Source organism: Bartonella vinsonii subsp. vinsonii, from assembly GCF_902825235.1.
Lineage (GTDB): Bacteria > Pseudomonadota > Alphaproteobacteria > Rhizobiales > Rhizobiaceae > Bartonella > Bartonella vinsonii.
The window spans coordinates 181,742-202,538 of record NZ_CADEAJ010000001.1; the positions used below are offsets into that span (position 1 = coordinate 181,742).

Below are 20,797 nucleotides of genomic sequence, written 5' to 3' on the forward strand. Positions count from 1 at the left end.
AGATATTCAATCATCTCAACACTCAATTTATCTTAAACCTATAAACTGTATGAGAATCGAACATTAATTTACAAGCACGCTTTAATGAGCAAAATAAACATTAGAAATTCAAACCTTTGTTCTGCTTATTTCACTATTCTTATAAACAATTTCCTCATTGTTTAGATCTCTTTAACTAGCAGTATGCCATAGTTTTGATCCAACCCCCAATTCTATCTTCCAGATCTCAGATTGCCAATATATAAAAACGAAGAAATAAAAGGTTTAAGTGTGCAAAATTCTAGTTGGTTTCAGTTCTCAGTACGTGTATCATGTATCCTCATAGCAGGAGTTTTTGTATTTAGTTTCCCTCGTTTTTTGCAAGCACAAACACCCAATCAAAATCTAGGGCAAAATTTAGGACCAAGTGGTTTACCACTTCCACGCTTTGCTTCGATTAAACCCACCCGTGTAAATGTGCGTATCGGACCAGGAAGCAATTATTCTATTCTTTTTATCTACAAAAAACAGGGATTGCCTATTGAAATCATTCAAGAATATGATCAATGGCGCAAAATCCGTGATGCCGAAGGTGATGAGGGATGGGTCTATCAATCTCTTTTATCAGGAAAACGAACTGCTATAGCTATCCCATGGCAAAAAGATAAAACAAAAAGACTCATGCTGCGCAAAACCCCCGCCGACAACGCAGAACTCGTTGCAGAAGTAGAGCCTAATGTTATTGGTAATATTCGCCAATGCGATGGACACTGGTGCGAATTAAGTATTAATAATACCCGAGGATGGCTCCAGCAATCCCAGTTATGGGGAATCTATCCTGATGAAAAAATTAAAAGTTGGTGACTTTTAAATCGAAACACGTTCAAATTTTACCGCTTGTTGAACTTTCTCTGCTCTATAATCAGATTAGCTTTTTGGCTTTAACCGAATTATTAAATCAACATGCGAAATTTCCATACCTTCTGGCGGTTGAGGTAAATTTCCAATGATGGGAGTTTCTTTCAAGTCATAAGGAATATCAAGAATACGATTTTCACCTTCTATATAAAAATGATAGTGGTCAGATGTATTGGTATCAAACCAAGTTTTCGAACCTTCCACAGCAATAATCCGTAATAATCCCGCTTCTGTAAATTGATGAAGCGTATTATAAACCGTTGCTAAAGACACAGGCACACCCAATGCAATTGCCTCTTCATAGAGTTCTTCAGCAGCAATATGACGATTCCCTTGAGAAAAAATCATATGAGCAAGTTCTAATCTTTGGCGTGTTGGCCGTAAACCATTTTGACGCAAACGTTTTTCTAACATAGGGACGGAATAATAATGCAAAACCTTCCCACAGTCTTTCGTGGACTGTTGCTCTTCATTTAACTCTAAATTGTCTGCGCTCATTGACATATCAAAACCACAATGCATTTTTGCTCAAAGAAGATTAAAATAGAAACAATATGTATAATGTATATTCTATTTTTAAATAACCCACCATGCAGGATACATAAAAAAGGGCCTTTGTCATTAAAAATGATATAAAATCATTTCCCTCTCCTTAAAATTTGCTCTAAAAGTAGGTTTGGGAAAAGCGCAGAAGTAAAATATATGCAAATAAATGGAGTAACAATGGCTGAACAAAAGTCTCGCTACACTTATGAAGAGCTTCTAAGCTGCGCTCGCGGCGAAATGTTTGGTAAGGGTAACGCGCAATTACCTGCCCCTCCTATGTTAATGATTCATCGAATCACTCAAATTAGTGAAACTGGCGGTGAATATAATAAAGGAATGGTCCGTGCTGAATTTGACATTACTTCAGACCTATGGTTCTTTGACTGTCACTTTATGGGTGATCCGGTTATGCCAGGATGTCTCGGTTTAGATGGTATGTGGCAATTAACAGGTTTTTTTCTCGGTTGGTTAGGTGAACCAGGAAAAGGAAGGGCTATTTCAACCGGTGAAGTAAAATTATCAGGTATGGTCACTCCGCAAACCAAACTGCTTGAATATGGAATAGATTTTAAACGTATCCGGCGTGGAAATTTGGTCTTAGGAATAGCAGATGGATGGGTAAAAGCAGATGGCGAAGCCATCTATAAAGCTAGTGATTTACGTGTTGCTTTATTTAAAGAAGACTGAAATTATTTGCATTAAAAGGGGCATAAACAAGGAGGTATGAATGCGTCGAGTTGTTGTAACCGGAATGGGAATTGTCTCCGCGATTGGAAATAACCCTAGAGATGTTTTAACCAGTTTGTATGAAGCAAAATCTGGGATTTCCTATGCCCCCCAATATGCCGAATTAGGTTTTCGTAGCAGAGTTTATGGAAAACCTGATATTGATATAGAAGAATTGGTTGACCGACGCGCTTTACGTTTTCATGGACGCGGAACTGCTTGGAATCATATCGCCATGGATCAAGCAATTGTTGATGCGGGTTTAGAGCTGCATGAAGTATCAAATGAACGCACAGGTATCATTATGGGCTCGGGAGGCCCTTCAACGCAATCAATCGTTGAAGCTGCTGACATTACACGCCAAAAAGGTCCAAAGCGTGTTGGTCCTTTTGTTGTACCTAAAGCAATGAGTTCTACAGCATCCGCAACGCTTGCGACTTTTTTTAAAATTAAAGGTGTGAACTATTCGATCTCTTCGGCTTGTGCTACTTCTAATCATTGTATTGGCAATGCTTATGAATTGATACAGTACGGCAGACAAGATCGTGTCTTTGCTGGTGGTTGCGAAGATTTGGACTGGACATTATCTGTTTTATTCGACGCTATGGGCGCTATGTCTAGCAAATATAATGACGTACCAGAAAAAGCTTCACGTGCTTATGATATCAATCGTGATGGATTTGTTATTGCTGGTGGAGCAGGTGTTCTAGTTCTTGAAGAGCTGGAGCTTGCCAAGGCACGTGGTGCAAAAATCTACGGAGAAATTGTCGGATATGGCGCCACATCCGATGGACATGACATGGTTGCTCCATCTGGTGAAGGGGCAGAACGATGCATGCGCATGGCACTTGCAACGGTCAATAATAAAATTGATTATATCAACCCCCATGCAACAGCAACACCTGTTGGTGACCCCCCCGAAATAGAAGCAATCCGCCGTGTCTTTGGAGAAGGTGATCAATGTCCACCAATTTCCGCCACAAAATCTCTGACTGGTCATTCCTTAGGAGCCGCAGGTGTTCAAGAAGCGATCTATACACTGTTAATGATGAATCACAATTTTATTTGCGAGAGCGCCCATATTGAAGAGCTTGATCCAGCTTTTATCAATATGCCAATTGTTCGTGAACGTCGTGATCATCAACAACTGAATACTGTATTATCAAATACATTTGGCTTTGGTGGTACCAATGCAACGCTCGTTTTCCAACGCTATGTGTAAATTAAGAGTTCTTAGCGGATTGAAAAAAAGCATAGTTTTATGGAGAATTGTATGAAAGGTTTGATGGAGGGCAAACGTGGCCTTATTATGGGGGTTGCAAATGATCACTCAATTGCTTGGGGTATTGCCTGTCAACTCGCAAAAGCAGGAGCTGAATTAGCATTTACCTATCAAGGAGATGCCTTTGGAAAACGGGTGCAACCACTTGCGGAAAAACTTGGTTGCAAATTGTTGCTTGAATGCGATGTTGAAAAAATTGAAAATCTTGATCATGTCTTTGAACATCTTGAAAAAGAATGGAAAACAATTGATTTTATTGTTCATGCCATTGGCTTTTCAGATAAAAATCAGCTCAAAGGACGTTACGTTGATGTTACAACACGCGAAAATTTTAAGCGTACGATGGTTATTTCAGCTTATTCCTTTACTGAAATTGCCCAGCGTGCCGGTAAGCTTATGCCTAATGGAGGAGCTCTCTTAACGCTCACTTATGGAGCTTCACAGCAAGTTGTCCCTAATTATAACATCATGGGTGTTGCTAAAGCCGCTTTAGAAGCTATGGTACGCTATTTAGCAGCAGATTTTGGCCCGCAAAATATTCGTGTCAATGCAATTTCGGCGGGACCTGTTAGGACATTAGCAGGGAATGGTATTGCATCTGCGCGTGCAATCTTCTCATATCAACGCCGTAATGCTCCACTACGTCGCACTGTCAACATTCATGAAATCGGAAAAGCTGCTCTTTACCTACTTTCTGACTTATCATCAGGCGTTACCGGTGAAATTCATTATGTTGATTCAGGCTATAACATTATGTCTATGCCAACACTCGAAGAGCTAAAACAGAGTGAAGAAACTCAAGGAGAATGATTTTTCATAAAACTTTTAAAAGTAGAAAAAGTAAGCATATATGTCGTATTTTAAAAACATATCGCCTGCTTTTTCTAACGTAAATGCTATGGATCATGAGAAGAGACTTCTTATTTTTAGAAGATATGACTTCAACAACAGCTCCAGTGACATTGTGCAAAAATCTAACGCATAGAAATCTGCAATCCATTAAATTAAAGAATTGCTGTTTTGTTCATAATCAGCACAATCCGTTGTCAGGTTTCTGTCGCAACTACACTATCTCTTATTGAATCATTCAAAAGCCTACTATGTCGTCCACCTCATTTTTGAATGACCGGCTTAATAATGTATTAGCTGCTTCGACTACACTTTTACCACAAAAGAGCACCTGATAAATTTGCTCTGTAATTGGCATTTCTACCCCGACGCGTTGTGCTAATGTACGCACTTCTTTTGTATTTAAGTAACCTTCAACAACTTGACCAATCTGTTTTTCCGCTTTTTCTCTCTCCATTCCTTGGCCAAGCAGCATTCCAAAACGGCGATTGCGCGATTGGTTGTCGGTACATGTCAAAACGAGATCACCTAAGCCTGTCATACCCATGAATGTAGAAAGCTCAGCACCCATTGCAACGCCTAAACGACTAATTTCAGCTATCCCTCGTGTGATAAGAGCTATTCGGGCGTTTGCTCCAAATCCCATACCATCTGATATTCCTGCACCAATAGCAATGACATTTTTGGTTGCACCACCCAATTGAACACCAATCATATCTGGATTTTTATACACTCTAAAATTTTTGCTATAATGGAAAAGTTGCTGTAGCTCCTCACCAAATTCAGCATCAGAAGCTGCTAGCGTAATTGCTGTGGGCAAGCCGATAGCAAGTTCTTTAGCAAAAGTTGGTCCAGACAAGACAGCTAAAGGGATTTTATCACCTAAAACCTCACGAGCAACTTCTTGTAAGAGGCGTCCCGTACCGTGTTCTAAGCCCTTCGTTGCCCAAATAACACGTGAATTTTGATGCAAATAAGGCTGAATATTGCACAATACCTGACGAAATACATGACTTGGAACAACAATCAATATATTAGAGCTTGTCATTATTGCCGTTTTAAGAGAAGTTTCAAGCAATAGATTTTTAGGAAATTGAATATCGGGTAAAAATGCCTGATTACAGCGATGTTCTTGTAATTTTCTGATATGTTGAGGATTATATCCCCAAAGTAAAACACGATGGCCGTTACGGGCCAGAGTAATGGCTAATGCAGTGCCAAAAGAACCGGCACCAATAACTGTTATCGAAATGGCTTTCATTAAGCTTTCTGATTATTTTCCAAATTTCCAGTTTGCATGATACACTATAATATATTTATTAAAGAGTACTTTAATATAAATTCATTGAATTTGAAAATACTCTTTCCTCTTAGCTTTACCTTATACAACATGAAATCTTTTAAAATTTCTCATTTTCTATACTGAATTATATAAACACAACTTCTTGTACATTCTATAAAGAGCATTTTATCTCAAATAAAATTAAGGTTACGCTAAATTAGCCATATTTTCTGTTTTAGAAAAGTATAGTCCAAATTGTAATAATCCCTTAAACAATTACTCGATTGATATCCTATACTTAATATCCTACCCTATGTCCCACAATATTTTCGCGACTAGTGCCTACAAAAAAAGCCAATGCACTTGGCATTGGCTTCATGGATATTTGATATTTTGATTCTCGGTAACTACTTTACGGAATTTTGTGTATCTGGCGCTTGCTCCACGGGCATTTTTGCATCCGGCACTTTCTCTACAGGAGCCTGCGTTGATTGCCCCACGGGCATTTCCACACCTGGTGCTTGCTCTACAGGAGCCTGCGTTGATTGCCCCACAGGCATTTCCACACTCGGTGCTTGCTCTACGGGAGCTTGTGTTGACTGCCCCACGGGCATTTCCACACCTGGTGCTTGCTCTACGGGAGCCTGCGTTGACTGCCCCACGGGCATTTCCACACCCGGTGCTTGTTCTACGGGAGCTTGCGTTGATTGCCCCACGGGCATTTCCACACCTGGTGCTTGCTCTACAGGAGCTTGCGTTGACTGCCCCACGGGCATTTCCACACCCGATGCTTGCTCTACAGGAGCTTGCGTTGACTGCCCCACGGGTATTTCCACACTTGGTGCTTGCTCTACAGGAGCCTGTGCTGGTAACTGTTCTACTGGTTTTTGTGTCTCCGAGAATTGCTCAGGAGTCGTCACAGAACTCCCTAACACCTCTGGCTCAACAATACGTCCTGAACCACCCATCATATTGTAATTCAAATGAGAAATAGCCCACCACGTACCCCCAATAATAATAAAAACGCAGATAGCTGCAAACCATAATGCGCTTAAATTCCACTTGGCATCTGGACCAGAATTCAAGTGCAAGAAGAAAACAATTTGCACTATAATCTGAATAATCGCCATTCCAATAAGATATGCAACCTTTGTGCTAATTGCCCAGCTGTCCATCATTCCATACATCACAGGAATAAAAGACCCCATCGTGAAAAATACGGCCAAAATAAAACCAATTAAATAGGAACCCGTACTGGGACCATGTGCTTCGTTATGCCTGCTCATTATAATGCTCCTAATAGATAAACCATCGTGAAAACACCAACCCATACGATATCAAGCAAATGCCAGAAAATTGAAAGACATGTCAAACGTGTTTTATTATCCTGATCCAAACCATTACGACGAAGATGAAAAAACATTACTACCATCCAAAGAAGACCAACACTTACATGAAGACCATGGGTGCCCACCAAAGCAAAAAATGCTGACCAATAAGCGGATAGAACCTCTCGTCCAAAAAGCTGTAAACCTGTTGCAGGATCAATACCAGCATAAGCATTAGGATCGTAATAAAACACCTCGCCCAGAAGCTCATGAAATTCATAAACTTCCATTCCGATAAAGCAACATCCAAGGACAAAGGTAACTGCCATCCATAACCGCACACCACTAAGATTACTTTTATGCGCTTGTACCATTGCAAACCCATAAGTAATGGATGACAGTAATAAGATAGCAGTTTCAACTAAAACAAATTTTAAATCAATGAATTCATTGCTTGCTTTCCCCCCCCCATAAGAAGCAGAAAAAACAGCAAAACTTGAAAAAAGTGTCGAGAACAGAATCAAATCCGAAAGAATGTAGACCCAAAAACCAAATGTCATTATCGAGCTACTATCGTGATGATGTTCATCGCCGTGAGCATTATTCATTGTCATCGCATTCATACTGTTGCTCCTTGTTTTTTAAGAACAGCTGTAAAAACATCCTCAGTTTTTTGCACTTCTTCAGCTGGAATATAGTAACCATGGTGGTCACCTGTTAATGAATGACGCACAATCGTTGCAATAAAACCAATCAATCCAATCGCAACAAGCCACCAAATATGCCAAACAAGCGCAAAACCAACAACTAACGAGAAGAATCCTGCAATAATCCCTGCCGATGTATTTGAAGGCATATGAATTTTTGAAAATCCACTTGTTGGACGCTGATAACCATCCTTCTTCATATGCCAATAAGCATCATCATTCTGCACTTCTGGAATGATTGCAAAATTATAAGCAGGGGGAGGAGAAGAAACAGACCATTCAAGTGTCCGTCCATCACCCCAAGAATCATTTAATGTTACTGGCAAGCGCCCTTTATGTTTGATACCGTACCAAATTGCTAAAACAACTTGCAGCACAAAACAAAGGATACCAAGCAAAATAATAAAAGCTCCCAGTGCGGCAATGATAAACATTGGTTGCCAACTAGGTTCCATATAATGTTGAAGACGACGCGTCGCACCCATCAAGCCAAGTGCATAAACTGGGAAAAAAGCGAGATAAAAACCTACGAACCAGCACCAGAAAGATGCAATACCTAGAAACCGATTGGGTTTATAACCAAAGACTTTTGGAAACCAAAAAGCAAGCCCAGCTAGATAAGCAAAAACAACGCCACCAATAATTGTATGATGGAAATGTGCTACCAAAAAGAGCGAATTATGAAACTGCCAATCTGCAGGCACGATAGACATCAAAACGCCTGTTAATCCACCACCAACGAATGTAAAGATCATTCCCATACACCAAAGCATTGGAGGCTCGAAACGAATGCGACCCTTATACATAGTCAGTAACCAATTAAAGACTTTCACACCTGTGGGAACCGCAATGATCATCGTTGCAATACCAAAGAAAGTATTTACAGCTTCACCTCCACCCATTGTAAAGAAATGGTGTCCCCAAACAACAAGCGAAAGAATTAAAATAACCAACATTGCCCATACCATTGAAGTATAACCAAAAAGGCGTTTTGAAGAAAAAGTCGACACAACCTCAGAAACAATCCCAAAAGCAGGAACAACCAAAACATAAACTTCAGGATGACCAAAAATCCAGACATAGTTAATCCATACCATCGGATTTCCACCCCCAACATTGGTAAAGAAATTCATGCCCAAATAACGATCACATGCCAAGAGTGCGAATGCTACTGTTAAAACAGGATAAATCACCAAAATAAGGACATTGCTAACGAAAGCGCTCCAACAAAACACTGGCATTTTCATCATTGTCATCCCAGGAGCACGCATTTTAATAATGGTCGCAACAAAATTGATTGCCCCCATTGTCGTCGCGATACCAGAAAGCTGAAGCGACCATAAATAATAATCTACCCCTGTATCTGGACTCCCTTGCAACTCAGAAAAAGGAGGATACATCAACCAACCACCACGACCAAAATTACCAACACCTAGCGATATGTTAATCAGTATTGCCCCTGCCGCTGTAATCCAAAACCCTAAATTATTTGCAAAGGGAAAGGCAACATCACGCGCACCAATTTGTAGCGGTATGAGATAATTAAAAAGACCAAATAAAATCGGTGTAGCCATGAAGAAAATCATAATGGTGCCATGCGCCGAAAAAATCTGATCAAAATGCTCAGGCGGCAAATACCCTGCCGTTTCACTGCCAAGCGCCATAGCCTGATGTGTTCGCATCATAATTGCATCAGCAAAACCACGAACAAGCATGATAATACCGAGAACAATGTACATAATACCGATGCGTTTATGATCAACCGTTGTAATCCAATTTCGCCATAAAACTCCCCACCATCCAAGTACTGTTAAAGCAATAACAGCAATTAAACCTCCCAAAACAATCGCAATACATGTGTATAAAACGATTGGCTCATGTGCAAGTGCGTGAAAAGCACCAGCCGTAGGATCTGTAAGTCTTCCAAACATTTCTCAACCCATATCAAATGAATTTCAGTTACAAGAAACCTTCTTTTAAAAAGGTCCTTTCTCGATTGATGCCCTAAATAACATCAGGATCAAAAACAGAACAAAGGGCACCCCAAAGCGACTGAGCCGCAGCACGCTTCATTAAGTCTTCATTACATACGGTATTTTCATCAACACATCGATTGACAATCCGGTAATAAAGCCGACTTTCAACAGGAGAAAAATAACGTACTTCAGCATCCTTTTCCTTAGCAGCAACATCACCCATACGCGGCGCAATAGAAAGCTGACGATAAGATGCACGATCAAGAATTTGGCCACCAGACCGAGCTTTAGCAACCCAATTCTCAAAATCTTGCGGAGATACAGAATGCCATTTAAAGCGCATCTTTGCAAAACCATCACCACTGTAATTTGCTGAGGTTCCTTTAAACACCCCTTGCTCATCCGCTATCAAATGCAATTTGGAATTCATCTGCGGCATAGCGTAAAGAACTGTGCCCAATTTGGGTACCCAAAAAGCATTTACAGAACTTTCTGACGTCAATTGCAACAAAACTTGACGCCCTTTAGGTGCATAAATCTCATTGATCGATGCAATATTATATTCAGGGTAAATAAAAAGCCATTTCCAATCAAGAGCAACAACGTCTACTTGCAACGGCTTCCCTTCGCCAACAACTTCCACTGGAAGGGGATTTTCTGGCTCAAGCTTATAGGTGTAATAGGCTGTCAACGCACCTAAAACCGTTACAATAATAATTGGAACACCCCACATAAATGCTTCAATTTTATTTGAATGCCCCCAATCAGGTAAATATTCTTCTGCAGTATTCGACGCCCGATATTTAATGGCCAAAAATACTACACTCACCATCACTGGTATTACGACACAAAGCATAACAGCAACACAAATAACGATCAAAATAAGCTGTTGGCGCGCAACATACCCTGCTGGGTGAATAACGTCAAATTTACAACTAGATAAAAGAAACGCCATCCCTAAAATCACGAGCATCTTTATTTGTTTAACAAAGTTTCTCATCTCACCTGCCCCATCATACATATCAGAAGTTGTCATCAAAAACGATGAAACCTCAATAACATTGCTTACCTATTTAAAAAGAATTATCAAGTAAATTCAAATGCTCTCAGCAATATTATACAGATTATACAACTTTTGATCTTCTTATACCAAATTTAAGCCTCTTAGAAAGATATTCAAGCGCAAACCAATATCCATCACTCCCACAACCAGCAATAACCGCATCCACACCTGTAGCGCTATAAGAATGGTGGCGAAAAGCTTCACGCTGATAAATATTAGACAAATGAACTTCCACTTTTGGCCCCGAAAATATTTTTAATGCGTCAAGAAGTGCAACAGATGTATGACTGTAAGCTGCTGGATTGATGATCAATCCAGCACTCACTCCAATGGCTGCCTGTATCCATTCTACCAATTGACCTTCACAGTTACTTTGATGAAAATGCACTATTACACCAGCATTTGTTGCCCATTCGCTGCAAAATTTTTCAATATCTTCTAGAGTCTCAGTTCCGTAAATTTCTGGCTCTCGTTGACCCAGAAAATTTAAATTAGGACCATTTAAAACTGTTATAATTGTAGACATAGTAAGCCTCTTCTTCTCGACCATAACCTCATAAAAAAATGAACATATTTTCTACTGCAATAAAGCTCCATCCTTAATCTCAAAAAATTCTGCTCGTCCTTTTAGGGCATCAAATAAAATGCGGTCCGTTCCTGTCATAAATGTTTGTCCCCCTAAGTCATCAAGAATATCAAATAAAGCAGCACGCCGATGAGGATCAAGATGTGCCGCCATTTCATCAAGTAGAAGAATAGGAGCCTTATCTGACATCATGCCTGTTAAACGCGCATGACACAAAACCAAGCCCGTCAAAAGAGCTTTTTGTTCACCTGTTGAACAAGATGTCGCAGCCATATTTTTATCAGCATAAAAAACCTGCAAATCTGTACGATGCGGTCCTTCCAATGTCCGCCCAGCAGCACGATCTCTTGCACGATGATGCCGCAGTCGCTCATAAAATTGTTCTTCAACCTCAACTGCTGATATCTTATCAAGAGCCATTTCTAAAAAACCATCAATTTGCAAAAAAGCCCGTGGAAAAGGTATTTGAGAAGGCGTTTGTGCAAACATATCATTTAAAAGGCGAATAACATCGATACGCGCCGCAGCAATAGCCGTTGCCAGCTCTGCCATTTGCTTTTCTAAAGCATCAAACCAAGAAAAATCTTCATTTCCATCCAAAAACAAACGATTACGTGCGCGCATAGCCTTATCATAATCTGTTATGCGGCGACTATGCAAAGGATCAATCGCCAAAACCATACGATCCAAAAAACGACGGCGCTCAAGCGAAGGACCGCTAAAAAGCCCATCCATAGAAGGAGTCAAAATGCTAATATGACAATAATCTGTTAGGCAATCACTTGTCTCATTCACACCATTAATATGAACTTTTCGACCGTTGCCATCAACTTCCAAAGCTGTACCAATATTCACTTCGCCATAAAGAGCACACTCAAGACACGCAAACACAACAAACCCTTCACCCCCACCGTCTGCAAAGCTCACATCAGAATAAACCGCACGCCGTAAACCACGACCAGGAGAGAGAAAAGATAACGCTTCTAAAAGATTCGTCTTACCAGCACCATTATGGCCGGTAAAAACCACATGTTGACCTGAAAAATGAATATTAAAAGAAGGATAATTGCGATAACGCACAAGCTTTAGCTGTCTTACTGCCACTTTGTGCACATGACCAGCTATGCATTGCAAAACAATCGTCCCTAAACGCGAATGGGCATCAGCACATAAAGCGCAGCTTCATCATTCTTATCGCGTATCAGAGCAGGAGCTACAGCATCGGCCAACATAAAAACCATCTCATCATTCGAAAGTTGTCCAGCAATATCCAAGAGGTAACGTGAATTAAATCCTATCTCAAGCGGATCAGATGTATAAGTTGCTGCTAACTGATCTTCCGCACTTCCTGAATCAGGATTATTAACAACAAGCCTCAATTGCCCATGCTCAATCGTTAACTTTACTGCACGCCCACGATCACTTGAAATTGTTGAAACACGATCAACCGCAGAAGAAAAGTCCTGCCTGTTAACAATCAATTCCTTATCATTCCCAAGAGGGATAACACGTTGATAATCCGGAAATGTTCCATCAATTAACTTTGATGTCAAAACTACAGAACCTACAGAAAAACGAATCTTTGTCTCTGAGAGCTCTACACACACCTCACCATCAATTTCCTCCGAAAGCAGCTTTTGCAACTCTCCCACAGTTTTACGAGGAATAATGACACCCGGCATACCATCAATACTCGAAGGTGCCTCCATATCAACTTGTGCCAAACGATGTCCATCGGTCGCAACTAAACGTAGCTTCAAAACACCATCATTAACAATATGGAAATAAATGCCATTAAGATAATAACGGGTTTCCTCAGTAGAAATAGCAAATTGCGTACAATCCAGTAAATGTTTTAAGCCTGATGCTGATAGAGAAAAACGATAACCAAACTGACCCGGAAGTGACTCTGGAAAATCTATCTTTGGAAGGCACTGAAGTTGAAAATGTGCAAGACCCGAAACAACGGACATCGTACTTGTTTGATTTTCATCAACGGATAAAACAATTTCACTACTGTCAGAAAATTTGCGAACGATATCATATAGCAAATGTGCTGGAACAGTTATTGCCCCAGCCTCTTCAACATTGACTACAAAAGACTCTGTAATCTCTAAATCAAGATCTGTTGCTTTTAATTGCACAGTACCATTGTCTACATCAATTAATACATTCGATAGAATAGGAACAGTATTACGACGCTCCACCACACGGTGAATACGACCTAGAGATTTGAGAAATTGACTGCGATCCACTGTAATACGCATAAAATCCCCGTTACAATTTACAAAAAACTACAGAAATTCTCTAGATTAGAAATAACCTATCCCCTTAAAGAATCATCTACCTAATTCTATTCAACCTCTCTTTAAATAGCAAGTAACGACTGTATAAGCAAAAATAGCACTCCTTATAAGTCCTCTACGCTCACTCTAAAAAGAGGAAAGACTGTTATGCAGCTTGCTCTCCAATCAACCGCTTAAGTAATTCAAGCTCTTTGGCCAATGTTTGATCTCCACAAACCAAATCTTCAATTTTACGTACAGCATGTAAAACCGTTGTGTGATCACGCCCACCAAAACGACGCCCAATTTCTGGTAAGGAGCGAGGCGTCAACATTTTTGCCAAATACATCGCAACTTGTCGCGGCTTCACGACTGTACGTGTCCGACGATTAGATAACAAATCCTGTTTAGAAACATTATAATGCCGCGCAACTGTACGTTGAATTTCTTCGATCCGGATACGCTTAGGTTCACCAGAACGTGTCAAGTGGCCTAATAATTCATCAATCCGTTCTAAAGATAAATCAGACTCGAAAGACTGACGGAACAATAACTGATTAAATGCTCCTTCAATATCACGTCCCGACCCTGAAACTGTTTTCGCTATATACTCTAGAATATCATCAGAAATTGAGATCATGTTATCATCTTGTTGCGCCAATTGTAACCGCTGATGCAACATTTTCAAACGCATTTCATAATCGGGGGCTTCAATTTCAAGAGCAACCCCTCCCTGAAGACGAGAGCGAACCCGAAGATCAAGTGATTCTAATTCTGCCGGTGGACGATCTGCGGCCACAACAACTTGTTTTGCACTGTCAAGCAACATATTCAGTAAATGACAAAATTCATGTTGAATCGACTTTCCCTGTAAAAATTGCATATCATCAATAATGAGAAGATCGATATCACGAAGCTGCTCTTTAAATGAAAGAGCATCATTATCACGAATAGCCGTCGCAAAACGCCACATAAAATATTCAGCGGTCAAATAAATAACCCGCGCAGACGTTAAACGCTTCAACGCTGCAGATGCAATAGCTTGAAGCAAATGCGTTTTCCCTAAACCAACCGATGCGTGAATAAAAAGAGGATTAAATCTTAAGGCACTTTTATGACCTTCTGCAATCGAACGCGCTGCTGCTAAAGCAACACGATTAGAAGAACCCTCTACAAAACTCTCAAAAGTATAGCGAGAATCAAGCGGTGAACCTAAAACACCTCCTTGAGCATTCTTTACTGAATGCTCTGTATACCCCTCAACGAAAGACGCCGTTGCCTGCTCTTCCAGAACAACAGGAGCTGCACTTGTTCTACAGACTACACCTGCTGAAACACGTTTCATACCCCGAACGATAATTTCGACGCGAAGAATCGCAGAATTCTCTTGTTTCCATAAATTGGTCAAAAGAGAACCATAATGATTGTTAATCCATGAACGCAAAAATGCTGTAGGAACAGAAAGTTTTACAAGATTACGGCTATATTCAGCAAGCTTCACACGTCCAAACCAGCTCGTATAAGCTTCCATACCAACCTGTGCCTTTAATTGCGCCATAACACGCGCAAAAGCTGCCGCCCCTTCCTCCTCTGAAATAATAGAATGCTCTACAAAAACACCTCTACCAACTTCCCCATCACTATCCGTTATCTTACTCTTTATTATTTTTTCTGCCGACAGGATATTCACCGAAACCCTTTTAAAGGAACTAGCTTTAGAGTTCAATTTATCCACCATCTTTCATCCTGATAAAAATAAAAATTTGTCCTACCAAACAGCTAAAAATTAACTTAGCGAAAGCAAAACGCCCGACCCCAAATAAGACCACTCATCCTCCCCTAGGACAGCTTTATTACAATTTCACCCCAAAAGATGACCAATTAAGATTTACTTGTATTCACGATATGACCCACTCTTCTTAAATAGCAAACATACCAATCAAGAGAACTAACAAACACGTCAGAAAACCTCTCCAACATGAGGGCTCACAATAGCCTAAAACAAAGCATCTTACACTCAACGCAACATAGGATAATAAGCTGATGTAACCCCTATATGTTTTTAGTCTCCATAAGAACCATACAAAACAGCAGAGGTAAAATGCAAGAGGTCAAAATGAAATCAAAAGCTCCTAAAAAGCCGTCATAAACCTGCTTCTATAAATGAGAGATGGGGAAAATAATTGATTCAATTCATTTTTTTTCTTTTAATTTACCAATCATTAAAGAATCTTTTCAGATTAAAAAAAAAAAATAAAAATGCTTGACAAAAAAGACTCTGCAAAAATCCATAAAGCTTGTGGATAACCATATAAAGTCTACAAATCTTCTCTTCTTTTTAGGAGAAGAATCGCTTGTGATTCCTTTCCTTAAAAGAGGGTATTTACAGAAAACAAATAAAAACCAGCATCCCCAAAAATGCTGGTTTCATTTCTAATAAAATGGAAAAAGCTTAAACGCTAAGAGCCTTCAAACGTTTTGCTAAACGCGACACTTTTCGCGCGGCAGTATTTTTATGAAAAACCCCTTTGGAAACCGCACGCATAATTTCAGGTTCAAAATTCTTAAATGCTCTTTCTGCAGAAGCCTTATCGCCCCCAGCTAAAGCATCATCAAACTTACGCATAAAAGTACGAACGCGTGAACGGCGGGCCTTATTAACCTGTGTGCGTGCTGCAACTTTGCGCACTGCTTTTCGAGCGGAAGGTGTATTCGCCATAAATATCTCTCTCTTTCAACGCATCAGATAGAAACAGTCTCAATGACATCTCTACCAATCAAAACAAATCTTACCTCAGCAACATCATAAAGTTGCTGATAACTGCACGGCTTATAACGCAATCCTCAAACAAACGTCAATCAAATTTTCAAAGAGTGGCATAAAAAAACAAAGCCAAACTCTCCGACATCCATCTTCATGTTAAGGACACTTCTCAATGAACAAATACGGTTCAAACTGCTAGATTACGCAAAACATATTGCAAAATTCCGCCATGATGCAAATAATCTAGCTCATCTTCAGTATCAACACGGCATAATAATGGCACAGTTTTTACCGTTCCATCAGAAAAAGTGATTGTAACTACAGTCTTTTGCCGAGGTTTCAAATTATGAACCCCTTCAATCGTTACCTTTTCATCTCCCTTTAAACCCAAAGATTGCCAACTTGTACCTGCTTCAAACACAAAGGGAACAATTCCCATCCCAACAAGATTAGAACGATGAATCCGCTCAAAAGATTGAGCAATCACTGCTTTTACACCAAGAAGATTGGTGCCCTTCGCTGCCCAATCACGAGATGACCCATTACCATATTCAATACCAGCAAAAACAACAAGCGGAACCCCTTCCCGTTTATATGCCATTGCTGCATCATAAATTGCCTGTTCTTCTCTTGAAGGGTAATGAATTGTATAGCCCCCTTCACGACCATTTTCTCCTAGCATGAAGTTACGAATGCGAATATTGGCAAAGGTTCCACGCATCATGACTTCATGATTCCCACGACGTGTTCCATACTGATTAAAATCAGCCACTTTTACTCCGTGATCTGTCAAATATTTTCCTGCAGGAGAATCAATCTTAATGGAACCAGCAGGAGAAATATGATCCGTCGTAATTTTGTCACCAAACAAACCTAAAATCCGTGCATCTTTAATGTCTGGTAAAATATCAGGAGTCTTCCGCATCTCATAAAAATATGGTGGATTACGCACATATGTCGATTGTTCATCCCAAGCATAAGTAGCTCCCGTTGGAACCTGAACTTTTCGCCAATTTTCATCGCCCTTAAACACATCGGCATATTTTTCGGCAAAAATTTTACGCGTGACATTCTTTTCTATAAATTCTTGTATTTCTTGAGAAGTGGGCCAAATATCTTTCAAATAAACCGGTTGACCATCTGAACCTTCTCCAAGAGGCTCCTTCGTTAAATCTTTACGCACCGTCCCTACCAAAGCGTGCGCAACAACTAACGGCGGTGAAGCTAAATAATTGGCTTGCACATCAGGTGATACACGTCCTTCAAAATTACGATTTCCTGAAAGGACAGCAGCTGCAATTAAACCATTCTTATTAATTGTTTTAGAAATAGCTGGATACAAAGGACCAGAATTCCCAATACATGTTGTGCATCCAAATCCCACTAAGTTAAACCCCAACGCATCCAAATCTTTTTGGAGACCTGAATTGAGAAGATAAGCTTCAACAACTTGTGAACCGGGGGCAAGAGAAGTCTTAACCCATGGTTTGCTCTTGAGGCCTTTCGCCACAGCATTCCGTGCTAAAAGACCGGCAGCAATAAGAACACTTGGATTGGATGTATTCGTGCAAGAGGTAATTGCGGCAATCACCACATCTCCGTGGCCAAGATCATACTCCTCACCCTCAACTTGATATCGATCATTTTGTCCAACAACCTTCTTATAATCGCTGGATAATGCTCCCTCAAAACCCTGTCCCACACTTTCCAATGCAATACGCCCCTCAGGACGCTTAGGACCAGCCATAGAAGGTACAACATTTTCCATATCTAATTCAATTGTATCCGTAAAAACGGGATTGGCGATGGCTTCATCATGCCACATCCCTTGTGCTTTGGAATAAGCTTCCACTAAAGCGATCCGATTCTCATCACGCCCTGTCATATTGAGATAACGTACTGTTTCCTTATCAATGGGAAAAAAACCACAGGTCGCTCCATATTCAGGAGCCATATTCGCAATTGTTGCCCGATCAGCGAGTGTCATGTGTTCCAGACCAGGTCCAAAAAACTCAACAAATTTACCAACAACGCCTTTTTTGCGTAGAATTTGTGTCACCATCAATACTAAATCGGTAGCTGTCACACCTTCTTTAAGTCGCCCTGTTAAACGGAAACCAATCACTTCAGGTAACAACATAGAAACAGGCTGACCTAGCATTGCCGCTTCTGCTTCAATACCACCAACACCCCAGCCCAATACCCCCAAACCATTCACCATAGTCGTATGCGAATCAGTTCCCACACAAGTATCGGGATAAACCGTCTGCTCTCTTCCCTCATTCTTCATCCACACACATTGTGCTAAATATTCTAGGTTAACTTGGTGACAAATCCCTGTTCCAGGAGGAACAACACGAAAATTCTGAAAAGCTTGCTGCCCCCATTTCAGAAAACGATAACGTTCACCATTGCGTTCATATTCATGATCAACATTTTCCTTAAAAGCCATAGGATTGCCAAAATCATCAACGATAATTGAGTGGTCAATAATGAGATCAACGGGGATAAGGGGATTGATTTTTTCGGCATTCCCTCCAAGTTTAACCATAGCATCACGCATTGCAGAAAGGTCAACAACTGCAGGAACACCTGTGAAATCTTGCATGAGAACGCGCGCGGGACGGTAAGCAATTTCTGCACCAGCACTGCCTTTGTCATTTAACCATTTAGCAACGTTTAAGATATCTTCTTTCTTAACCGTGCGTCCGTCTTCAAATCGTAATAAATTTTCGAGAATAACCTTCATTGAAAACGGCAAATGAGAAACTCCCTCGAGCCCATTCTTTTCCGCTTCGATCAAACTATAATAAGTATATTTCTGACCACAAACATCTAAAATTCTGCGACAATTAAAACTATCAATTTGAGACATGACTGCCTACCCTCATACTACAAACCACCCAATTTCCTGGAATGAACAACCAAACTACGAATCAAAACCGCAGCTTGAGCGCAGACACAACCACCTCCGCCATCCATTTCCCCCTTCACCTTTTTATTCTCTCGGTAAATTCGAAAATCAGCGCTAAAGAACATTCTACACCAGATATTGATGTAACATATAGCTTATAGAATTATTTCTAGAACTATTCTAGATACAATTGCATAAAAAACATGTTTTTTATCCTATAATGCAATAAAGAGTATAGAAACAAAATAAAAGCAGGCAGTTACATGGTGTTATCGGGTGAAAACTTAGCAGCTCACAGAAATGAAGAAGTTCTGTTCCAAGAACTTTCTTTTTGTTTACTCCCACACCAACTTATGACAATCACAGGTCCAAACGGAATTGGAAAATCCACATTACTACGAATCATCGCTGGTCTTCTTGAAGCTGCTAAAGGCCAGGTAATACTTAAAGACCACGAACAAACATATCCGGTAGCAACTGCGTGTCATTATCTTGGTCCTCAAAATGCCATGAAACCTTCCTTATCTGTTATCGATAATTTACAATTTTGGGCAACATTTTATGGGCAACATTTACGCTATCCACATGAAGCCCTTGCTGACATTCATCTTTCTGATCTTGAACACTTACCCTTCAATGTTCTGTCAACGGGGCAAAAAAGGCGTGTAGCTATTGCCCGCCTTTTGCTTTCTTATCGTCCTATTTGGATTTTAGATGAACCAATATCGGGAGTTGATCACCATTCCCAAACTCTGCTTGCCAATATTTTTCAACGCCATCTCAATCAAGGCGGTATGATCATCGCTGCAACCCATAATCCCCTCGGCATTTCAGAAAACTATAAAATCTCTTTGGAAAAATTCTCACCCCAACAGGAAAAAAAACATGAAAGCACTGTTCTGGCGTGATCTTAAATTAGCTTTAACACCACAAGCTTCTTCGTTAACAGGACTTTTGTTTTTCATCGCTATTATTATGGTCACCCCCTTCGCCATTGGACCAGATCCTCAAGTTCTCACACAGATAGGCCCAGGCCTATTATGGTTTGGAGCCCTTTTCGCAGGACTTCTCAATCTGAACAAACTTTTTCAAACCGATCACGATGATGGAAATCTTGACCAATTCATCCTTGCTGGACAAAGACAAAGCTTCACACTGATTGTATTTACCAAATGCGTTGCCCATTGGATAGGAACAATGCTCCCCCTTATTTTTGCGACTCCTGTTTTAGCATTTATGCTCCATTTAGATGCTACGATAACTTTTACAACAATACTCACCCTCTTATGCGGAACACCTGCCATTATCTTTATTGGTGCTATAGGAGCTGCCCTCGCAACGTCATTGTTACACAGCACTCTTCTTATTTTTATTATCATCTTACCGTGGATCATTCCAATCATGATCTTTGGTGTTTCTGCTGCTACAGCTCCAACAAACCAAAATGTCTCTTTTCTCACTGCCTTGACTCTTCTTATCGCTTTTTCACTTCTGCTGAGTCTTTTTAGCTCTTTTGTTGCAGCGATAACACTCAAGCTTTTATCAGAATAGTAAAAGGTGATTGCCGCATAGCAAAACTTTGCCTATTATAA

At 40.3% G+C, this 20,797-nt stretch carries 18 protein-coding genes; 6 read left to right on the forward strand and 12 right to left on the reverse strand.

Annotated elements, in window-relative coordinates:
* Nucleotides 1–270: 270 nt before the first annotated feature.
* Nucleotides 271–843: an SH3 domain-containing protein gene (locus J7R12_RS00720; RefSeq protein ID WP_126602350.1), complete on the forward strand. Its 573-nt coding sequence runs from the start codon at nt 271–273 to the stop codon at nt 841–843.
* A gap of 63 nt (nt 844–906) precedes the next feature.
* Here J7R12_RS00720 and irrA read toward each other — a convergent pair whose 3' ends face one another.
* Entirely contained in the window at nt 907–1,401 is a 495-nt protein-coding gene (gene irrA, locus J7R12_RS00725) for an iron response transcriptional regulator IrrA (protein WP_126604003.1), read from the reverse strand.
* 219 nt (nt 1,402–1,620) lie between these two features.
* Here irrA and fabA point away from each other — a divergent pair, with 219 nt between their 5' ends.
* Genes fabA through fabI form a run of 3 tightly spaced genes read left to right on the forward strand, consistent with a single transcriptional unit; the run spans nt 1,621 to nt 4,261 of the window.
* Nucleotides 1,621–2,130, forward strand: coding sequence for a 3-hydroxyacyl-[acyl-carrier-protein] dehydratase FabA (fabA, locus tag J7R12_RS00730; RefSeq protein WP_126602348.1), 510 nt, complete (start codon nt 1,621–1,623; stop codon nt 2,128–2,130).
* 40 nt (nt 2,131–2,170) lie between these two features.
* Nucleotides 2,171–3,391, forward strand: a complete 1,221-nt coding sequence (fabB, locus tag J7R12_RS00735; protein WP_126602347.1) for a beta-ketoacyl-ACP synthase I — start codon at nt 2,171–2,173, stop codon at nt 3,389–3,391.
* A gap of 51 nt (nt 3,392–3,442) precedes the next feature.
* The gene (gene fabI, locus J7R12_RS00740) at nt 3,443–4,261 is read left to right on the forward strand and encodes an enoyl-ACP reductase FabI (protein ID WP_126602345.1); all 819 of its coding nucleotides are present in this window, start codon (nt 3,443–3,445) and stop codon (nt 4,259–4,261) included.
* Nucleotides 4,262–4,538: 277 nt separating this feature from the next.
* Here fabI and gpsA read toward each other — a convergent pair whose 3' ends face one another.
* The 11 genes from gpsA to acnA form a co-directional block, all read right to left on the reverse strand.
* Nucleotides 4,539–5,561 carry an NAD(P)H-dependent glycerol-3-phosphate dehydrogenase gene (gpsA, locus tag J7R12_RS00745; protein ID WP_126602343.1) on the reverse strand — a complete coding sequence of 341 codons (1,023 nt, stop codon included), beginning with the start codon at nt 5,559–5,561 and terminating at the stop codon, nt 4,539–4,541.
* Nucleotides 5,562–5,989: 428 nt separating this feature from the next.
* Nucleotides 5,990–6,868: a cytochrome o ubiquinol oxidase subunit IV gene (gene cyoD, locus J7R12_RS00750; RefSeq protein ID WP_126602342.1), complete on the reverse strand. Its 879-nt coding sequence runs from the start codon at nt 6,866–6,868 to the stop codon at nt 5,990–5,992.
* Nucleotides 6,868–7,533, reverse strand: a complete 666-nt coding sequence (locus J7R12_RS00755; protein WP_126602340.1) for a cytochrome (ubi)quinol oxidase subunit III — start codon at nt 7,531–7,533, stop codon at nt 6,868–6,870. Before J7R12_RS00755 ends, cyoD begins: the two co-directional genes overlap by 1 nt.
* On the reverse strand, nt 7,530–9,548 hold the full coding sequence (gene cyoB / locus J7R12_RS00760; RefSeq protein WP_126602338.1) for a cytochrome o ubiquinol oxidase subunit I: 2,019 nt from the start codon (nt 9,546–9,548) through the stop codon (nt 7,530–7,532). Before cyoB ends, J7R12_RS00755 begins: the two co-directional genes overlap by 4 nt.
* 73 nt (nt 9,549–9,621) lie before the next feature.
* Entirely contained in the window at nt 9,622–10,593 is a 972-nt protein-coding gene (gene cyoA, locus J7R12_RS00765; protein ID WP_126604002.1) for a ubiquinol oxidase subunit II, read from the reverse strand.
* A gap of 124 nt (nt 10,594–10,717) precedes the next feature.
* The gene (gene aroQ, locus J7R12_RS00770; protein ID WP_126602336.1) at nt 10,718–11,182 is read right to left on the reverse strand and encodes a type II 3-dehydroquinate dehydratase; all 465 of its coding nucleotides are present in this window, start codon (nt 11,180–11,182) and stop codon (nt 10,718–10,720) included.
* Nucleotides 11,183–11,233: 51 nt separating this feature from the next.
* Nucleotides 11,234–12,367: a DNA replication/repair protein RecF gene (gene recF, locus J7R12_RS00775; RefSeq protein WP_126604001.1), complete on the reverse strand. Its 1,134-nt coding sequence runs from the start codon at nt 12,365–12,367 to the stop codon at nt 11,234–11,236.
* A gap of 20 nt (nt 12,368–12,387) precedes the next feature.
* The gene (dnaN, locus tag J7R12_RS00780) at nt 12,388–13,509 is read right to left on the reverse strand and encodes a DNA polymerase III subunit beta (protein ID WP_126602334.1); all 1,122 of its coding nucleotides are present in this window, start codon (nt 13,507–13,509) and stop codon (nt 12,388–12,390) included.
* A gap of 184 nt (nt 13,510–13,693) precedes the next feature.
* Nucleotides 13,694–15,265 carry a chromosomal replication initiator protein DnaA gene (gene dnaA / locus J7R12_RS00785; RefSeq protein WP_126602332.1) on the reverse strand — a complete coding sequence of 524 codons (1,572 nt, stop codon included), beginning with the start codon at nt 15,263–15,265 and terminating at the stop codon, nt 13,694–13,696.
* A gap of 714 nt (nt 15,266–15,979) precedes the next feature.
* Nucleotides 15,980–16,246, reverse strand: coding sequence for a 30S ribosomal protein S20 (gene rpsT, locus J7R12_RS00790; RefSeq protein WP_126602331.1), 267 nt, complete (start codon nt 16,244–16,246; stop codon nt 15,980–15,982).
* A gap of 232 nt (nt 16,247–16,478) precedes the next feature.
* On the reverse strand, nt 16,479–19,166 hold the full coding sequence (acnA, locus tag J7R12_RS00795) for an aconitate hydratase AcnA (protein ID WP_126602329.1): 2,688 nt from the start codon (nt 19,164–19,166) through the stop codon (nt 16,479–16,481).
* A gap of 302 nt (nt 19,167–19,468) precedes the next feature.
* Here acnA and ccmA point away from each other — a divergent pair, with 302 nt between their 5' ends.
* Together ccmA and ccmB are read left to right on the forward strand one after the other, a co-directional pair.
* Complete coding sequence (gene ccmA / locus J7R12_RS00800) at nt 19,469–20,113, forward strand: heme ABC exporter ATP-binding protein CcmA (protein WP_126602327.1); 645 nt, start codon at nt 19,469–19,471, stop codon at nt 20,111–20,113.
* Nucleotides 20,091–20,756, forward strand: coding sequence for a heme exporter protein CcmB (gene ccmB / locus J7R12_RS00805; RefSeq protein WP_126602325.1), 666 nt, complete (start codon nt 20,091–20,093; stop codon nt 20,754–20,756). The genes ccmA and ccmB overlap by 23 nt, the downstream gene beginning before the upstream one ends.
* Nucleotides 20,757–20,797 lie beyond the last annotated feature (41 nt).